15 protein-coding genes are annotated in these 18,074 nt (G+C 65.1%); 2 read left to right on the plus strand and 13 right to left on the minus strand.

What is annotated here, in order from left to right; genetic code table 11:
* Positions 1–3 precede the first annotated feature (3 nt).
* Positions 4–1,581, minus strand: a complete 1,578-nt coding sequence (locus D4754_RS18860; RefSeq protein WP_240453944.1) for a flotillin domain-containing protein — start codon at positions 1,579–1,581, stop codon at positions 4–6.
* Between the two features lie 162 nt (positions 1,582–1,743).
* Entirely contained in the window at positions 1,744–2,835 is a 1,092-nt protein-coding gene (locus D4754_RS18865; protein ID WP_163025978.1) for a substrate-binding domain-containing protein, read from the minus strand.
* 125 nt (positions 2,836–2,960) lie between these two features.
* Here D4754_RS18865 and D4754_RS18870 point away from each other — a divergent pair, with 125 nt between their 5' ends.
* The gene (locus tag D4754_RS18870; protein ID WP_121066672.1) at positions 2,961–3,383 is read left to right on the plus strand and encodes a MarR family winged helix-turn-helix transcriptional regulator; all 423 of its coding nucleotides are present in this window, start codon (positions 2,961–2,963) and stop codon (positions 3,381–3,383) included.
* Between the two features lie 37 nt (positions 3,384–3,420).
* On the opposite strand, the gene D4754_RS18875 is transcribed toward D4754_RS18870, so the two are convergent.
* The 5 genes from D4754_RS18875 to D4754_RS18895 all read right to left on the minus strand — a co-directional run bounded on the left by D4754_RS18875 (position 3,421) and on the right by D4754_RS18895 (position 10,924).
* Positions 3,421–4,032 (minus strand): TetR/AcrR family transcriptional regulator, encoded by a 612-nt coding sequence (locus D4754_RS18875; protein WP_121066675.1) that lies wholly within the window; start codon positions 4,030–4,032, stop codon positions 3,421–3,423.
* Positions 4,033–4,191: 159 nt separating this feature from the next.
* On the minus strand, positions 4,192–5,820 hold the full coding sequence (locus D4754_RS18880; RefSeq protein ID WP_121066678.1) for a long-chain-fatty-acid--CoA ligase: 1,629 nt from the start codon (positions 5,818–5,820) through the stop codon (positions 4,192–4,194).
* 69 nt (positions 5,821–5,889) lie between these two features.
* Entirely contained in the window at positions 5,890–7,506 is a 1,617-nt protein-coding gene (locus tag D4754_RS18885; protein WP_121066681.1) for a GMC family oxidoreductase, read from the minus strand.
* Positions 7,507–7,702: 196 nt separating this feature from the next.
* Positions 7,703–9,664, minus strand: a complete 1,962-nt coding sequence (locus D4754_RS18890) for a TRAP transporter permease (RefSeq protein ID WP_240453945.1) — start codon at positions 9,662–9,664, stop codon at positions 7,703–7,705.
* A gap of 69 nt (positions 9,665–9,733) precedes the next feature.
* On the minus strand, positions 9,734–10,924 hold the full coding sequence (locus D4754_RS18895; RefSeq protein ID WP_121066685.1) for a TAXI family TRAP transporter solute-binding subunit: 1,191 nt from the start codon (positions 10,922–10,924) through the stop codon (positions 9,734–9,736).
* A 506-nt stretch (positions 10,925–11,430) separates the two neighbouring features.
* Between D4754_RS18895 and D4754_RS18900 the strand changes: the two genes are divergently transcribed.
* Complete coding sequence (locus tag D4754_RS18900; protein WP_121066688.1) at positions 11,431–12,204, plus strand: VOC family protein; 774 nt, start codon at positions 11,431–11,433, stop codon at positions 12,202–12,204.
* 121 nt (positions 12,205–12,325) lie between these two features.
* On the opposite strand, the gene D4754_RS18905 is transcribed toward D4754_RS18900, so the two are convergent.
* The 6 genes from D4754_RS18905 to D4754_RS18930 are packed head-to-tail and all read right to left on the minus strand — an operon-like array spanning position 12,326 to position 18,073.
* Entirely contained in the window at positions 12,326–13,006 is a 681-nt protein-coding gene (locus D4754_RS18905) for an aspartate/glutamate racemase family protein (protein ID WP_121066829.1), read from the minus strand.
* Positions 13,007–13,008: 2 nt separating this feature from the next.
* Complete coding sequence (locus D4754_RS18910) at positions 13,009–13,506, minus strand: nucleoside deaminase (protein ID WP_121066691.1); 498 nt, start codon at positions 13,504–13,506, stop codon at positions 13,009–13,011.
* A gap of 1 nt (position 13,507) precedes the next feature.
* Positions 13,508–14,470 carry an ABC transporter ATP-binding protein gene (locus tag D4754_RS18915; RefSeq protein ID WP_240453946.1) on the minus strand — a complete coding sequence of 321 codons (963 nt, stop codon included), beginning with the start codon at positions 14,468–14,470 and terminating at the stop codon, positions 13,508–13,510.
* Positions 14,467–15,459, minus strand: a complete 993-nt coding sequence (locus tag D4754_RS18920) for an ABC transporter ATP-binding protein (protein WP_121066697.1) — start codon at positions 15,457–15,459, stop codon at positions 14,467–14,469. The genes D4754_RS18915 and D4754_RS18920 overlap by 4 nt, the downstream gene beginning before the upstream one ends.
* Positions 15,456–16,892 carry a chlorohydrolase family protein gene (locus D4754_RS18925; RefSeq protein ID WP_121066700.1) on the minus strand — a complete coding sequence of 479 codons (1,437 nt, stop codon included), beginning with the start codon at positions 16,890–16,892 and terminating at the stop codon, positions 15,456–15,458. The genes D4754_RS18920 and D4754_RS18925 overlap by 4 nt, the downstream gene beginning before the upstream one ends.
* Positions 16,892–18,073, minus strand: a complete 1,182-nt coding sequence (locus tag D4754_RS18930; RefSeq protein WP_121066703.1) for an amidohydrolase family protein — start codon at positions 18,071–18,073, stop codon at positions 16,892–16,894. The genes D4754_RS18925 and D4754_RS18930 overlap by 1 nt, the downstream gene beginning before the upstream one ends.
* Between the last annotated feature and the right edge of the window lies 1 nt (position 18,074).

Here is an 18,074-nt window from a genome sequence, read left to right on the forward strand (position 1 = left end):
AGATCACTCTTCGTCTTTGGGCTTCGGGGGCTCCTTGCCCTTCATGCGGGTGGCGTAATCCGCCGTCCGCCCGGCATTGGGCACGTCGAAGTCGAACCCGATCTCCTGGCCCATCTGCTTCATCGCGGGCAGGCGCACGGCCATGCCCAGGATCTGATCCATCGCTGCGCCAAAGGCCCCTTCGGCGCCTTCGCCCGTCCCGCCACCGCTGCCCATCCCGCCGATATGGTTGATGCGGATGGAGTCGATCTTTTCCACCGGCTTCATCATCTGGGTCATGATCTCGGGCATCCGGTCGAGCCGGCGTTCTTCCAGCCGCATCCGGATGACGGATTCGCTGAGCGTGTTCTCCGCCTGGTTCAGGGCGGCGCGACCGGCCGCTTCGGCCTCCATCGCGGCCTTTTCGGCATTGGCGGCAGTGGTCTTGGCCGACGCATTGGCCTGCGCCTTTGCCAACAGGGTGCCGACATCGCTTTTCACGCGGGCATCTTCCAGTTCGATATCGCGTTCCTGCTTCATGCGGGCGATCTCGCGTTCGCGGGTGGTGACCGCACGCTCCTTCTGGGCCTGCACGCTTTCGGCGGCGAGGATGACCTGCGCGCGGGCTTCTTCCTCATCCGCCTTGGCTTTGGCTTCCTTGGTGCGGGCCTGCGACAGGCGGATGTCGTTGGCGATCTTGGCCTCTTCCAGCTCCAGCAGGGCCTTCATCTCGGCCAGGCGCAGGGCTTCGTCATTGGCGACCTGCGCCGATTTCGTCTCGCGTTCCTGCTCGATGCGGGCCGTCTCCGACGCGCGCCGCGCTTCGGCCCGGGCGGTCGCCGACCGGCTTTCGGCCTCGGCTTCCAGCCGGGCGAAATGTTCCTGCTGGGCGATGTCGGCCTCGCGCTCGGCCCGCTGCAATTCGATCTGGCGCTGGTGCTGGGCCAGGCGGTGTTCGCGTAGGGCGGTTTCCGTGGTCGTTTCCACTGCGATCCGGGCCTTGCGTTCCTCGGCCACCAGTTCGGCAAGTCGCCGCATGCCGCGGGCGTTGAAGGCGTTGTTCTCGTCCCGCTGGGACAGGTCGCTTTGATCGACGGACACCAGCGAGGCCGACACCAGTTCCAGCCCCAGCCGCTGCGCCTGCCGGCCGACGGTGTCCGACACCTCGTCGCAGAACCCGGCGCGGCCGATGTGGATGTCGCCAAGGCTGCGGGTGGCGGCGGCGCTTTGCAGGGCACTGGCCATGGTGCCGCCCAGCACCTCTTCGAACGCCTCGCCGCTGCGGGCGATCCGGTGGCCCAATGCCTGCGCGGCAACGGAGATGCTGTCGGTATCGGACGCCACGCGGATTTCAAATTCCATCACGATGTCGGCGCGCATCTGGTCCCCCGTCAGCACCGCATCGCGGCCCGTGCGCACCAGATCAATCGCGGCCGTCTGCATCGACACGCGCTGGAGCTGGTGGACGATGGGAAGGGCGATGCAGCCACCATCGGTCAGCACCCGGCGCCCGCCCATGCCGGTCCGGACCAGGGCGGTTTCCAGCGTCGCCTTGGCGTAGAAGCGCTGCAGGAACCAGATCCCGATCAGCAGAAGGACCACGAAAATGATGAGTGCCGAAATCCAGACCAAAACCTAACCCTCCGCTGACCGTCGGCCCGTGCGTAACGGAACGACTCTCGCCTGCGGTCAACGGTGGCGAAGTTTCATTTCCAATTCAAGTATTTTGTTTGAAAAGGAAAATACTTGTGGATTTTCTTTATTTTACAGAAGCTTGAAGTCGCAAAATTGCATTCCGTCGGCGCGGGCAAGGTAGACCGATGGCCGCGTCGACCCGGTACGTGACAGGCTGCGCCCGGTGACATAGCGCACCGACGGCGCGTCGCGGCTGGACGAGGTGCGCCACAGATCGCCGTGATCGCGCAGAAGCCCGGCCAGGTAGTTCATGCCTTCGTAGGTCGATTGTCCCAGCGCGTTCAGCGCCGGCGCGAAATCCCCGTGCATGGAATGGTAGCGTTCCTTGAAGGCGGCGTTGGGCTCGGTCGCCAGGGCGCCGAAATAGGACGACACGGCGAACAGCCGTTCAAGGTTCCCCGCCCCGCAGGCCATCAGCCCGTTCTCCTCCATCGCGCAGGACAGGCGGATGATCGACCGATGCAGGCCCATCTTGCCGAAGACCCGGTTGAAGCTGATCGCGTCCTGCCCCACCAGCGAGACCAGCACCGCATCCGCGCCCGACGCCTCCAGCGCCTCGACCACCGGTTTCATCGACGCGAAGCCAAAGGGCAGGTATTTCTCCATCACCACGTCGACATCGAGCGATTTCAGGAAGCTTTTCGCATAGCTGTGCGAACTGCGGGGCCAGACATAATCGTTCCCGATCAGCGCCCACTTCCTGGGCCGATAGGTCGCCTGAAGACGGGCGATGGCGGGGCCAAGCTGTTCCTGCGGTGTCTCGCCAATGGCAAACAGGCCGGTTGTCGTTTCGCCGCCTTCGTAGAGCGGCGTGTAGATATAGGGAATGCGCTGGCGCACGACCTTCGACAGCCGCTGCCGGATCGCGCTGATATGCATGCCGACGATGGCGTCTATGGCGCCCAGATCGATCAGGTCGTTCACGATCTCCTCGACCGGTTCGGTCGCTTCGACCGCCGCGTCGATCATGATCAGCTGGACCTTGCGGCCGTCGATGCCCGAATGCCGGTTCAGTTCCGCGACCGCCACCTGCGCGCTGGAAATGCAGGACGGGGCCCAGATCCCGGCAGAGCCACAGAGCGGGATCAGCAGCGCCACGCGAAAGCAATCCGTCCGGGCCAGAAGCCCGCTTTCGCGGAAATCCGCCAACTCGATCGGCATGGAATCTTCGGCCGACAACCGTCCCAAGGAATGTCCCCCTCCCGCAGAACCGGGATATCGGGACATTTCAATTGAATTTAATTTCCAAGTCAAATATTTTGAAGAAAATAGTATTTGGACGGACCATGTCTGCACAGAAAAAGCACTTCGAGCATCACCTGTCATATGTGCTGGCGGCCGCGCACCGGTCGATCAACCAGTCATTGACCGAGCGGCTTAAGAAGCATGGAATCAAGATCGAAGCCTGGCGCGTCATGGAATGCCTCGATGCCGGAGAGCGGCTGACGATGGGCGAACTGGCCGACCGCGCGCTGCTGAACCCGCCGACGCTGACCAAGCTGGTGGACCGGATGGTGCTGGACGGGCTGGTGCACCGCAAGGTCGCGGACGAGGATCACCGCCAGATCAACCTGCTGCTGACCTCGCTGGGCCGCATCCGCATGATCCAGATCCGGCAGGAAGTCGACGCCCAGGACCAGAGCCTGGCCGACGTGCTCGACACCACCTCGATCGACATGCTGCGCGAGGCGCTGGCGAAGCTCTGCTAGCCGCGCGGGATTCATCCGATCGGGAGGACCGGCCGATCTAGATCAACGCGACCAGCAGAGACCGGAACGATGCCTTGGCCTGCGCGCGGGTCAGCGGGGCAGGGCCGATCTGGCCTTGCAGGCAATAACGGAAGGCACCGTCGATCATGGCATAGCAAGTCTCGACGTCCCCCGGCACAGGGCGTCCGGCCCGTTCGAAGGCGGATCTGACGATCCCGATCAGCCGCGCTTCGATCTCGGCCACGACGGGGCGGAACGTCTCGTCGAACATGGCCTGCGTGCGGATGTCGTACCAAAGCCTGTGGGCCATCTCGTCATCGAAGATCGACGCCACAAGCGCTTCGGAAAACGCGTCGACCACCTGATCGGGACCCTTCGCCCTTTCGAGCGCCTTGGAAAAGCCGCGGACGAATTCTTCCTTGTAGACCGTGACGCAGTAGATGATCAGGTCGGACCGGTCTTCGAAATAGTAGTGCACCATGCCCAGCGACAGGTCGCATTTTTCGGCGATGTCGCGCAGCGAGGTGTTGGCATAGCCAAGTTCCTTCAGCGCCTCGATCGCGCTTTCGGCGATCTGGCGCTTCTTGTCTTCGCGCTTCGCGCTTTTCCGTTCGGCACGCGCGCGCAGCTTGGCTGGCATTTCGTTCATCGGTCTCTCATGTCACCCGGCCGGGCCGGGTCAGGACGCCGACACCCCGCCGGGCATCGTGTCCGGGCCCGGCGAAGCGCGGCAGTCAATCGGCGGCGGTTTCCGTCGGCCGGGCACCGGTCCTGTCGGTCCGATCCCGGCCGCGCCGCATCATGCCCGTCAGGCGCCCCGTTCGATCAGGGTATTGCCGAACTGCTCGCGCAGCTTGTTCTTCAGCATCTTGCCGGTGGCGTTCAGCGGGATCGCGTCGGTGAAGATCACGGCATCGGGGATCTGCCACTTGGCAACCTTGCCGTCGAAGAGCGCAAGGATCTCGTCTTCCGACGGATCGGCCCCTTCGGCCTTCACCGCCACGATGATCGGGCGTTCGTCCCATTTCGGGTGCGTGGCGCCGATGGCGGCGGCCATGGCCAGGCCCGGATGGGACACCGCGATGCCTTCCAGATCGACCGAGGATATCCATTCCCCGCCCGACTTGATGATATCCTTGGTGCGGTCGCGGATCACCATGAAACCGTCTTCGTCGATGGTCGACACGTCGCCCGTGTCGAACCAGCCGTCATCCGTCAGGGCCGAGGCATCTTTGCCGAAATAGGTATCGACGACCCAATAGCCCTTCACCTGCAATGCGCCTTCGGTCTTGCCGTCATGGGGCAGCGGTTTGCCCGCGTCATCGACGATGCGCAGGTCGATCCCGAAGGGCGGGCGCCCCTGACCGGCGCGCAGGTCTGCCATCGCCTCGCTGTCCAGCTCCAGATGCTTGGCCTTGATCTGGTTGCCCGACCCCAATGGCGAGGTTTCGGTCATCCCCCAGGCGTGGATCGTTTCGCAGTCGTAATCGTCGCGGAACGTGGCGATCATCGACGGCGCCGCGGCCGACCCGCCGATGACGTTGCGCTTCAGGCTTTCCATTTTCGAACCCGATTTCTTGGCGGACGCCAAAAGCATCATCCAGATCGTCGGCACCCCCAGTGCCAGCGAGACCTTGTAGGTGTCGATCAGGCCCAGCAGGCTGTCACCGTCCAGCCCCGGCCCCGGCATCACCACCTTGGCGCCGGTCATCGCGGCGGCATAGGGAATGCCCCACGCATTGGCGTGGAACATCGGCACCACCGGCAGCACGATCTCCTGCGCCGAAAGGCACAGGCCGTCGGGCAGCGAAATCGCCAGGGTGTGAATCATGGTCGACCGGCTGGTATAGAGCACCCCCTTCGGATTGCCCGTGGTCCCCGACGTGTAGCACAGCGAACAGGGACTCTCTTCGCTGATCTGGGGCCATTCGTAGTCATCCGCGCCGGTTTCGATCAGTTCGTCGAAGAACAGCGCTTCGGGCAGGGCGGCCAGCACGTCTTCGTCGCGGGGGCCCATGAAGATGAAATGCTCGATGGTCTTCAGATGCGCCTTGGTGCCCGTGATCAGCGGCATGAAGGTCTTGTCGAAGAAGATCGCCCGGTCGGCGGCATCGTTGCAGATGAAGATGAACTGTTCGGGGGGCAGGCGCGGGTTCAGCGTGTGACACACCATGCCGCCGCCCGACACCGCGAACCAGATCTTCAGGTGACGGTGGTTGTTCCACGCCAGCGTGGCCACCCGGTCGCCGGTTTCAAGGCCCAGCTTGCCAAGGGCCGAGGCGAGCTTCAGCGACGCATCGGCGACCTCTCCCCACGTGGTGGTGCTGATCTCGCCGCTCGTCTCGCGCGAGACGATCTCGGTATCGTTGTGGTACTTTCCCGCATGCGTGATCAGATCACTGATCAGCAGCTCCTTGCGCATCATCGAACCCAGCATTCGCTGCTCTCCTCCCAAAAAAACTGTACCGCCCTCGCGTCGCACGGGACGCGGGGGACGGGCAAGACATCAGGCCGCGTGTTCGGCCTTTATCATGTCGGCACATTTCTCTCCGATCATGATCGTCGGCGCGTTGGTATTGCCCGAGACAAGTGACGGCATGACCGAGGCATCCGCAACCCGCAAACCGCCCAGCCCCCGCACCTTCAGATCGGGGCCGACGACGGACATGTCGTCGGTCCCCATCCGGCAGGTGCCGACGGGGTGATAGACCGTGTCGGCGCGGGCGCGGATGTGGCTCTCCCACTCGGCATCGGTCATGTTGTCGTGCAGACCGTAGAGTTCCGATGTCTGGTACCCCTTCAGGGCGGGCGCATTCATGATCTCGCGCGTTTTCTTCGCGCCTGCGATCAGGATCTTCAGGTCCCGGTCGTCCGACAGGAATTGCGGATCGATGCCGGGCGCGTCCATCGGATCGGCCGAGTTCAGGAAGACCTCTCCCCGCGAAAAGGGACGCAGGTTGCAGACATGGCAGGAATAGCCATAGCCCATGTGCAGCTTGCGCGCGTGGTCGTCGACGATCGAGATCACGAAATGCGTCTGCAGGTCGGGCCGGTCGACATCCGGGCCGGACGTGAAGAAGCTGCCCGCCTCGGCCAGGGGCGAGGCGATCATCGAATTGCCGTCGCGCCGCCATTTCAGGATCTCGCGCACCAGCTTGGCGGTCCCGCGCAGGCCAATACCGAAAGTGTCGGTGTCCCGCGTCTTGTAGGCCAGGATGAAATCCAGGTGATCCTGAAGGTTCTGACCCACGCCGGGCAGTTCGTGCACCATCTCGATCCCGTGCTTCGTGATGTCCTGCGCACGGCCCACGCCCGAAAGCTGCAGGATCTGGGGCGACTGGAACGCGCCGCCGCACAGGATCACTTCGCGGCCCGCGTGGACCTCCTTGTCCTCCTTCCCCGCGCGATAGGACACGCCCATTGCACGGCGGCCTTCGAACAGGATCTTCGTGGCGCGGGCATTCGTGAGCACGGTCAGGTTCGGCCGGCTGTCCATCACCGGATGCAGGTAGGCCGCGGCGGCAGAACAGCGTTCGCCGTTCTTTTCGCCATGGAACTGGGTACACTGGTAAAGCCCTGCGCCCGCGTTATCACCCGCGTTGAAATCCTCGGTCGCGCGGATCTGCATCTGTTCGTTGGCCTCCACGAACGCCCGGCTGATCGGACGCGGCGCCTTGGCATCCGACACGTGCAGCGGCCCGGCCGTGCCGTGATGTGCGCCGTTCAGGCTTTCGTTGTTCTCGGCCTTGCGGAAATAGGGCAGGACATCGTCCCAGCCCCAGCCGTCGCAGCCACTGTCGGCCCAGCCGTCGTAATCTTCCCTCTGGCCGCGGATATAGAGCATCGCGTTGATCGCGCTCGACCCGCCAAGCGCCTTGCCGCGCGGCTGGTAGCCCCTGCGCCCGTTCAGGCCCGGTTGCGGCACCGTCTCGAACGCCCAGTTGTTGATCTTCGGGCGGCCCGGCAGCATCGCCACCACGCCGGCCGGCGCCCGGACAAGGATCCCGTCGCCCTTGCCGCCCGCTTCCAGCAGGCAGACCGTCACCTTGGGATCCTCGCTCAGACGCGACGCGATGGTCGCGCCGGCGGAACCACCGCCGACGACTACGAAATCGTAGTGCATTTCTCTCTCCCTATCGTCCGGGGGCTTTTGTCGCTGCAACGCCTCCCCGCGCTGCCAGCGATTCCCCACTTCTCGACGGGACTACTCAACCATCAAATTTGAACAAATGTCCAGTTTTTGATCTGGACCATCCTTGGCAGGGCAGGCGGGTCCGTATGGCGCCGGTGTCACGCGGCCCGCCCAGGCCCTCATGCATCTATTCCGCGACGCCGGGATTCCGCGTCGCGTCCCTTTTCCGGTTGTCCATCCAGATCACCGCCACGATCAGCGCCGACACCGCGCCGCCGACAAGCGTCGTGCTAAGACCGGGGAAACTGAAGGCGAAACCAGCCGCCGCGAGCGGCACGCGGAGGATCGGGCGCACAAGACCCACGCCCAGCAGGTATCCTTCCAACCCGCCCGACAGCAGGATGATCCCCACGATGATCGACGGCAGCACGTAGATCAGCGGTGTCAGGTCGCCCTGCATCACCAGCGCGGGCTGGAACAGGAAGAAGAGCGGCACGAAGTAGATCACCACCCCCAGACGCATCGCCGTGAAGGATGTCTTCATCGGCTTGGCGCCCGCGATGGTCGCGGCCAGGAAGGCGGCGGCCCCCACGGGCGGCGTGATCACCGACAGCATCGCGTAGTAGATGATGAAGAAGTGTACCGCGACTTCGTTCAGACCGCCGATCTTGATGATCGCCGGCGCCAGCGTCACCGCAAGGAAGATGTAGGCCACGATGGCAAGGCCGGCCATCCCCATGATGAAGCAGGCCAGCACGCCTAGGGCGATGATCAGGTAGACGTTGTCGCCCCCCAACGCCACCAGCCCCGACGTGACCGAGCCCGTCACCCCCGTGATCGTCAGTGCACTGACAACGAACGCGATGGGCAGGATGATCGCCGCGGTCTGGGTGACCAGTATGCCGATCTGGCGCAGCGTCTCGAACATCCGGCGCGGCGTCATCATCGTGTCGCGACGCAGGAAAGACAGTGCCACCATCATCACGCAGGCATACCACGGCGCGTAGTATTCCCACCGCATGTAAAGCAGGCCCCAGACAAGGAATATCAGGACCGACAGGAACGGCCAGCCCTGTATCAGGACCTGTCTCGCAGACGGCAGCTTGTCCTGCGTCATGCCCGTCAGCCCCTTGCGGGCGGCATAGGCATCGACCTGCAGGATCAGCCCGAAGTAGAACAGCAGCGACGGCAGGATCGCGGCCACCATGACGGTCGCGTAATCCACCCCGATGGTGATCGCCATGACGAAGGCGATGGCCCCCATGACCGGCGGCATGACGACGCCGCCGGTCGACGCACAGGCCTCGATCGCGCCGGCGTAATGGGGCGGATAACCCACCCGTTTCATCGTCGGAATGGTGATCGAGCCCGTGCCCGCGATGTTGGAAAAGATCGACCCCGACAGCGATCCGAAGAAACCGGAGGCGACGATGGACACCTTTGCCGGTCCGCCCCGGTACTTGCCGAAACCCGCATTGGCGAGGTTGATGAAGAACTCGCCCGCACCCGTGGCGATCAGCACGCCCGCGAAGACCAGGAAGCCCAGGATGATCTCGGCCACGATCTTGGTGGTGATGCCCATCATGCCCTCGGTGCGGAAGACATGCGCCTCGATCATGCGGTCAAAGCTGTAGGGGATGCCCATCAGCAGGCCCGGGAACCGGTCGGCGATGATCGGGTAGAGCCCCAGCAGCAGCACCACCAGCAGGAACGGCAGCCCGCCCGAACGGCGCGCGACCTCCAGCATCAGCAGCCACAGGACGACGCCCGCGGGGATGTTCACCCAGCCCGCCTGAAGGATGTCCCAGGCATGCGTCGAAAACCAGAAGCAGATGCCAAGGACCACCGCGGCGGCGGCGATGTCGTAGACCGGCAGGGTCGTCTGCCCCTTGACCGCGGGCAGGGCGATGTAGGCCGCGGCGACAAAGAGCCCGATGAAGACCCAGTAGTACTGCCCCTCCAGCAATCGCTGCCCGGCGATGGGGATGCCGAACGCATAGGCGACCCCGATGGCCAGCCCGGCGGTGCAGAGAATGACGAAGACGATGCTGCGGTACGAGAACATCTCGCCCAGCCGGGTGACGTCCGATTGCGGCAGCCGGTCCTGACCGTCAGGAACAGGGACGTCGGGATCCGAGGTATGCGACATGGTCGGGGCTCCGATCAGGAATGGAAGGCGGAGCGGCCCCGGGACCGCCCCGCGAACGTCCGGGACCGGTCAGAGACGGGAGCGCAGCCCCGGAAGGCCCTCGGTATGCTTGTCGAGGATGTCGAGGAACGCCTGGTTCTGGAACTGGATCTCGACACCCTGTTCGCGGGCTTCCTCCATCGCCGCGGTGCGGGCGGCCAGCCAGGCATCCATCGTTTCGATGGCGGTCTGGTTCCACGCGTCGTCCTCGTCGGTCCACTGGCCGATTTCGCGCAGGTACTTCACCGTGCCCTCGTGGATCGGCAGCGGCGTCCGGTCCAGGTACTGGCGGAACAGGTCCCGCGACATCCGCTTGGTCAGGGGATGGGTGTCGTTGTACGCCTCGTGCGACTGGTCGAACCACTTGGCAAGGTTGTAGACGAAGTCGGTATCCGCATCCGCCGGCACCGAATACAGGAAGTTCGACGTGGCGCCGCCGACACCCTGCGCCGTCTTCACGCCAAGGCCGATCGTCGTGGGGACAAGCATCGGACGGTGTTCAAGATACCTGGCCCAGCCGTCGGCATTGTCGGGATCCAGCGAAAGCCAGCGGATGCTGCCCGGCGCGCCTTCCATCTCTGAAAGCACCGACGAAATCGGCGCACAATAGGCCACGTCCGATTTGCCTTCAACGACCGACCGGCAGTTCTCGCTATAGCTCGACGTCGGCACGAAGGTGATCTTCTCCGAGACCTCCTCGGGCGTCATGCCCAGAAAGGCGGGCAGGGCGTCGTTCACGGCCGTGACCATCGGGGGCGAGAACATGCCCTGCGTGACACGGGCGCCCTTGGTCTTGATGTCCTCGATTGTCTGCAACTCGGAATCGCCGGCCACCACATAGCCCCACGGCGTGTCATTGTGATGCCACAGCACCCGCTGCGCCACAGGCTTGGTCCCCGCATAGCCGCCGATCCCCTCGATCTGGAACCGCATCTCGGCGGCCGACACGGACGACAGCGCGATATCCTTGCGGTCCGTCAGGCGTGCATAGCGCTGCGGTTCGCTGTCTTCCGGCACGACGCGGACGGTGGTACCGGTTTCCTTCTGCAGGACCGGGCCCCAGCCATTCGTCGAGGCGAAGCTACCGCTGGAGGTGCCGGGCGTTCCGATCACCAGAAGGCGCGGCCATTCGTAATCCTGCGCCTGTGCCGGGGCGGCAAGCCCCAGCGAAACCACCAGCGCACCAAGCGCCGTGGCCGATACCATTCCAAGTGCTTTCATGATGTCCTCCCTGAAGTGCACGTCTGCCCCGGTCGGCCAACTGCCGCCCGGATGCCGTTGCATGCGGTCAGGGTCAGGTGTTCAAGCTCTTGCGGCTCTCTCCCGGACCCACCGCGGATCGGCCTGGGCCAGCGGTCCTCCGTCTTCGCGGGAAGAGCTCACGGGCCGGCCGATTGTCATCTTCCTGTCCTCCAACAAGAATCCTGACACTTATCAGGATAGTCATGTGGTGGACGTTACGTCAACTTGTACTTGCAGGCTTCCAACATGTTCATCGCCCTTGTCGCTGCGCGTGATGCCGACGCTTGACAGTTGCCGCGCACGGGGTCGGATAACCACACCGGTCAATCTGCAAGGCGTCGGTGAAGCCCGGGCCAGCCGTAGCCGGGCCTTGACCTCGCGACAATTCCGTTCGTACCAATTCCCCACACCCGCCGCGCCTGCCTGAACGCGGCGCCGGAACGGGCCTTGGCGCGGTGACGGGCCCGGAACAGGAAGGACAGGACATGGCACTCCATTTGCGGCAAATCTGCCTTGTCGGCCGCGATCTGGCCACGATCCGTGCCGATCTGGAAACCGTGTTCGGCATGCCCGTCTGTCATGTCGACCCTGCCGTCGCCAAGTTCGGGCTGGAAAACATCCTGCTGGCCGCGGGCTCGCAGTTTCTCGAGGTCGTCTCGCCCATTCAGGAGGGCACAGCCGCCGGCCGCTACCTGGACCGGCGGGGCGGCGACGGCGGCTACATGGTCATCACCCAGGTGCGCGACAAGGCGGAGCAGGACGCCGTCCGTGCCAATGCCGCCGCCAACGGCGTGCGCGTCGCCTATGACAGCGACCGCGGAGACTGGCACATAATGCAGCTTCATCCCGGCGACATGCGCGGCGCCTTCTTCGAGGTCGAATGGGACAATGTGGGCGACGTGTGCGGCCACTGGACTCCCGCGGGCGGGACGGAATGGCAGGACGTGCCGGCATCAAACGTGGTGCACGGTATCCTGGCCGCGGAACTGCAATCCGACGATCCCCACGCGCTGGCCGCCCACTGGTCGGCCGTGTCGGGCCTGCCCGTCGAAGACAGGGGCGGCGTGCCGCGCATCGCACTCGCAAATGCCGCGCTGCGTTTCGTACCCGACGAGGACGGGCGCGGCCCTGGCCTTGGCGCGCTGGACATCGCCACGACGGACGCGGCCCGTATCCAGAACGCCGCGAAAACCCGCGGCCTTCCCGTGACGGATGGGCAGGTCATCCTCTGCGGCACCCGGTTCAACCTGATCGAATGATGGCCCGCGCCACGAAATTCGCCGGAGAAGACCATGGCCGAAGGCCCTGTAGCACTAATTATGTTAAATATATGTGGGGAAAACACCGATCCCGTAGCCTGTCGACAAGGGCAAGGCCGCGTTACTCCGCAACGGTCGCGATGGTGGCGGGATCGTCACCGGAGCTCGCCAGCGCGCAGGCGAGATGAGCCGATGCCAGAACCCCGTCGACCAGCACCGCCCCGGATTGCGCCGCAAGACCCGCCCGCAGACGGGACATGCCTGCGCATCCAAGAATGATCGGCCCGGCTCCGGCGGCCGTTGCCGCGGCGATCGTGTCCAGCAACCGCGCCTCGACATCCGCGCCGCCGGCTTCCACTTCCAGAACTGGCACCCCCGATGCCAGAACCCCGGCGCAGGCCGGACGGTGGCCGTAGGCCGCGACATTCGCCGCGATCACGGGGACCGAGACATCCAGCGTCGTCACGATCCCGAACCGACCGCCGTGAAGCGCGGCGACCGTCATCGCGGCCTGGCCGATGCCGATCACCGGGCAATGGGCCGCGGCGCGCAGCTGCTCCAGCCCGGTGTCGTCGAAACAGGCGATGACGATGGCATCCACCTCCGCGGCCCGCGCCTTGGGCAGCAACGCCAGCAGCCCGGCCACGGCGCGTTCGCCATCCTCGGCCCCCTGGATCGCGGGCGGACCGTCGGGGTTGGTCCAGCCCAGAACCTCGACCCAAGGCACTGCCCCCCGTGCGACGGACACGAGGCTTTCGGTCATCGCCTCGGTCGAGTTCGGGTTGATGTAGAGCAGCCGCATCATCAGCGCCGCGCCCGGACGAGGCTGGCCCAGTCCTCCAGGATCGCCGCGGCGTCTTCGCCCAGATGCCGTTCGGCCGGCATGATCCTGTCGCCCACCGCGCGGCCGCATTCGTGGGTCAGCCGGTCGACATCTATCGGGAACCGTCCCGTTTCGGGCAGATCGCTGATGGTCGCCCCCGCCTGACCCATGTCGGCCGCGTAGTAGAGCGCGGCAATGCCCGCGATGTTCATCGCTGCCACGCACAGCGCGCACGGCTCGCAACTGGAATAAAGCTCCGCCCCCCGCAGGTCGACGGTGCCGAGGTTGCGGCACGCATCGCGGATGGCTTCGGTTTCCCCGTGCGAGGTCGGGTCGTGGTTCATGACCGACCGGTTGATGCCTTCACCCACGATCTTGCCGTCCTTGACGATGACCGCGCCGAACGGCTCAGTTCCCGGGGTATCGAGCGCCTGGGCCGAGATCTCGATGGCGCGGCGCAGGAAGGTTTCTTCATACATTTCAGGCTCCTGCCTCTGCAGCGAAACAGGCGACGCGGCGGTCGTGGACTTCGGCGCGGCGTTCGGGGCGTTCCTGTTTGCACCGGTCGAAGACCAGCGGGCAGCGGGGATGAAAGCTGCAGCCGGATGGAGGAGACACGGGCGACGGCACTTCGCCCCCCATCGGGCTGCGATCGCGTTTCGGCGCGTCGAGGTCCGGAATCGTGTCGAGCAGCAGCCGCGTGTAGGGGTGCAGCGGGTTGGCGAACAGATCCATCGTCGGCTGGATTTCGACGATCCGGCCCAGATACATCACCGCGATCACGTCGGCCATGTGGCGCACGACGCTCAGATCGTGGCTGATGAAGAGATATGTGAGCTCCATCTCCTTCTGCAGCCGCTTCATCAGGTTCAGCACCTGCGCCTGCACGGAAACGTCCAAAGCCGAGGTAGGCTCGTCGCAGACGAGGAACTCGGGCTCCCCCGCCAGCGCCCGCGCGATGGAGATCCGCTGCCGCTGCCCGCCGGAAAATTCATGCGGGAACTTCAGCCCGTCGGCGGGCGCAAGGCCCACGGTCCGCAGCAGTTCATCGACGCGGGCGGATACGGTGTCCTCGGGCGTGTCGGGCCGAAGGGTCCGCAGCGGTTCGGCGATGATCCGGCCCACCCGCCAGCGCGGGTTGAGGCTGGCAAACGGGTCCTGAAAGATCATCTGCAACCGGTCGCGGTCACCGTGAAACCGGATCTTGCCCCCCGATGGCGGATGCAGCCCCGTGACCAGTTTAGCGATGGTGCTTTTCCCGCACCCGGATTCGCCCACCAGCGCCAGCGTCTGGCCCCGCTGGATCACGAAATCCACGCCATCCACCGCGCGCAGGGTGCGGCGCGGTTTGCGTTCGATCATACGGTTCAGCCACGGGGCGGACACGTCGAAACGGCGTTCCAGCGCGTCGACTTCCAGAATGGCGTTTGGACGAATGTTCACGCGATGGCTCCTTCTTCGACGGTGCCAGTCTGCTCCAGCCAGCAGGCGGCGCCCGTGGCGTCGCCCTCCGTGATCCGGGGCACATCGCGCCGGCATCTGGGCCCGGCATGGTCGCACCGAGGGTTGAAGGCGCAGCCCGGCGGGATGGCGTTCAGCCGGGGCATGGAACCGGGGATCATCTGCAGTTCCTCCACGTCCTTCCGCAGGCTGGGGATCGAGCCCATGAGCCCGGTCGTGTAGGGATGCTTCGGTCGCCGCACCACGTCTTCGACCGCGCCGACCTCGGCCAGCCGACCGGCATACATCACGGCCACCCGGTCGGCGGTTTCCGCGATCACGCCCATGTCGTGGGTAACAAGCATCACCGCCGTGCCCCGTTCCCGGCACAGCCGCTTCAGAAGCGCGGTGATCTGCGCCTGGATCGAAACATCGAGCGCCGTCGTCGGTTCATCCGCCACGATCAGTTCGGGTTCCGCACACAGCGCCAGCGCGATCACGATCCGCTGCCGCATGCCGCCCGAAAACTGGTGGGGATAGTTGTCGATGCGTTCTTCGACGGCCGGGATGCCGACCTCGCGCATCAGGTCCTTCGCGCGGGTGCGGGCCTGTGACTTGTCCAGATCGGTGTGCAGGCGGATGGTTTCGACCAGTTGGTCCCCCACTCGGAACAGCGGGTTCAGTGACGTCAGCGGATCCTGAAAGATCGCCCCGATCCGGCGGCCGCGGATGGCCTGCATCGCGCGGTCGTCCAGGGTGTCGATCCGGTCGCCCGACAGGTGGATCGACCCGCCGGAGATACGCCCGGGCGGTTCCAGCAGGCCAAGGATCGCCATGCCGGTCATGGATTTTCCTGCCCCGGATTCACCCACCATGCCCAGGATTTCCCCCCGCCGGATCTGAAGCGAGATATCGTCCACGGCGGTCAGGATGCCCTTCCGGGTCGGGAATTCGACGCGCAGGCCCTGCACGTCCAGAACTATGTCACTCATGCCTTGGCTCTTTCATAGCTGGGGGTGAAGATGTCTTCGACGGGCGGATGGCCTGCCGTGCGGTCGGGGTATTTCGCGATCAGCCCGTCGAACTGCGCCTGCGCCCGGGCGGCATCAGTGGCTTCGTCGACATCGGGGATCACGCCGTCTGCCATCACGCGGCGGCCGTCGATCCACACGTCCCGGACATCCCGGCCCGAGGACGAGGTCATCACCGTCTGCACAGGGTCGGGCGTTTGCAGGGTGCGGCTGAAATCGATCACCGTGATATCGGCCTTGGCCCCGGGCGCGAGCCTGCCCAGATCGGGCCGGTTCAGCGCCTGCGCGCCGCCTAGGGTCGCGGCGTCGAACATGTCTTCCGACCGGATCGCGTCCATCCTTTCGGCCAGCCGCGCCGTCATCATGCCGATCTGCATGTTCAGGATCATGTCGGCGGGAAAGGTATCCGTGCCCAGCCCGATATTGATGCCCATGCGGCGGCACTTGGGGAAGCTCTTCAGCATCCCGCCATGCCGGGCAGAGACCAGCGGGCAATGGACCAGCGTGGCCCCTGCCCCGGCAATCAGTTGGAACTCCGCCTCCGTCGCCTGCGTGCCGTGCGGCAGCAGCCAGTTGGGGCGCAGCGCGCCGATCTTCTCCAGCCATTCGATGGGTCCCAGCCCGTGCTGTTCAGCCACCAGCCGCAGCTCTACCGGGGACTGTGCGCAATGCTGCCGCACTGGCGCGCCCATTTCGTCCGCGATATCGGCGGTGCGTTGCAGCAGGGCTTCGGTGCAGGTCTCGATCCGGTCAGGCGCGAACATCGCCCGGATGCGGCCGCCTGCGATCCCGTCGATCCGTTTCGCGAAATCGGCGGCCTGTTCCAGTTCGGCCAGCCCGCGCGCTTCGTCATAGACGGCACGGATATTGCCGGCGTCATCCGTCACCTGCCCGCCGGTGCGGCAGGCCGGGCCAAGATAGGCGCGCAGGCCAAGGTCTTCGGCGGCGGCAGCGGCAGCTTCGAATTCGGCGACTGTTTCGCCCCATTCCCGGTAGAAGAGCGACGCAATGGGCAGCGCCGTCGTGATCCCGTTCCGGATCAGCTGCGCGAAGGCGTGGCGCTTCTGGAAGGCCAATTCTTCGGGCTCGTACATCTCGTACGGCCCGCGCGCGACATAGCTTTCCGGCCAGACCCGGCCCTTCTTCCACGCCGGGGCGTTGTCGTAGCCAAGGATCGTGGTGTCGAGATCCGACAGCGCGTCGAGGTCGATGAAGCCCGGCGAAATCACGGCCTCGCCGTAATCGACACGCGCGGCCACCTCGCCATCGAACCCCGCGCCAACATGCAGCACGTTCTGGCCTTCGATCACCACCTCGCCGTTTTCATGCACGACATGGCGGCCATCCTGGTGGCCGATCACCCAACGGGCGGTCAGAAGGGTCCGGGCGGGCATCAGGGCGCCTCGATCACGCATTTGCCGTCGCGGGCGATGGCGTTGCCGCCCTTCAGCGCCAGCTTGCGGGGGGCGTGGACGGCCACCGCCTCGGCCAGCGTTTCGCCTTCGACCAGCACGCAATCGGCCTTGCACCCGATCTCCAGCCCATAGCCTTCGGCCCCCATGATCGCGGCACCGCCATAGGTGCAGATCTCCAGCGCCAGTTCGACCTCGTCATCCCGGCGGAGGTTGTTGCGCATGCCGATCTGCATGGCCTTTTCCAGCATGTCTGAATTGCCGTAGGGGCCCCAGGTGTCGCGGATCCCGTCACAGCCGGCGCCGATCAGGATGCCCATGGCTTTCAGCTCCTTCACCACCGGAACCGGTGCGGATGCAGGCGCCGTCGTCAGGATGTGAATGCGGTTTTCGGCCAGCTTTTCGTGCAAGCCGTGCACATAGGCCCGGTCCACCGCGCCAAGGCAGAATGCATGGCTGATCGAAACCTTGCCCTGCATCCCCAGCGCGACCGTCCGGTCAATGATCTCCTCCATCGAGAACCAGCCGAGCGCGTCGCGTTCGTGCAGGTGGATGTCGATGGGCTTGCCGTGCTTTTCCGCCAGCGCGAAGACAGTATCCAGATGGCCCTTGGGATCATGTTCCATCCCGCAGGGGTCGATCCCGCCGACGAGGTCCGCGCCCAGAGACATCGCTTCGTCCATCAGTTCGGCCGTGCCGGGGCGGGTCATCATTCCGGATTGGGGGAAGGCCACGATCTCGATATCGATCATGCCCGCCAGCTTCTCCCGCGTGACCATCACGCCTTCGACGCCCGCCAGCCCGTGATGCGTATCGACGTCCACGTGGCTGCGGATATGCGTGCAGCCGTGCGACATGGCGAGGATCGCGTGCCGTTCGCTTTGCACCTGCGGGTCAAGGCCAAGGGAGACCTTCACTTCGCGTTCGTTGTTGATCTTGTCGATCAGGCGGGGGCCGACCTCGTTGCGATACCACGGCAGGCCCAGCAGGGACTTGTCCAGATGCGTGTGCGCCTCGATCAGGCCGGGGATCAGGATGCGGCCGCCGCAATCGATCACTTCGGCGCCCTCGGGGGCCGTGTCCGCGAACAGGCCGTCCACGATGTGCAGATCGGTCACGGGGCCGGCCATGGGGCGGACGTTTTTCAGGGTCTTGGCAGTCATG

Source organism: Chachezhania antarctica (assembly GCF_003646465.1).
GTDB classification, from domain to species: Bacteria; Pseudomonadota; Alphaproteobacteria; order Rhodobacterales; family Rhodobacteraceae; genus Chachezhania; species Chachezhania antarctica.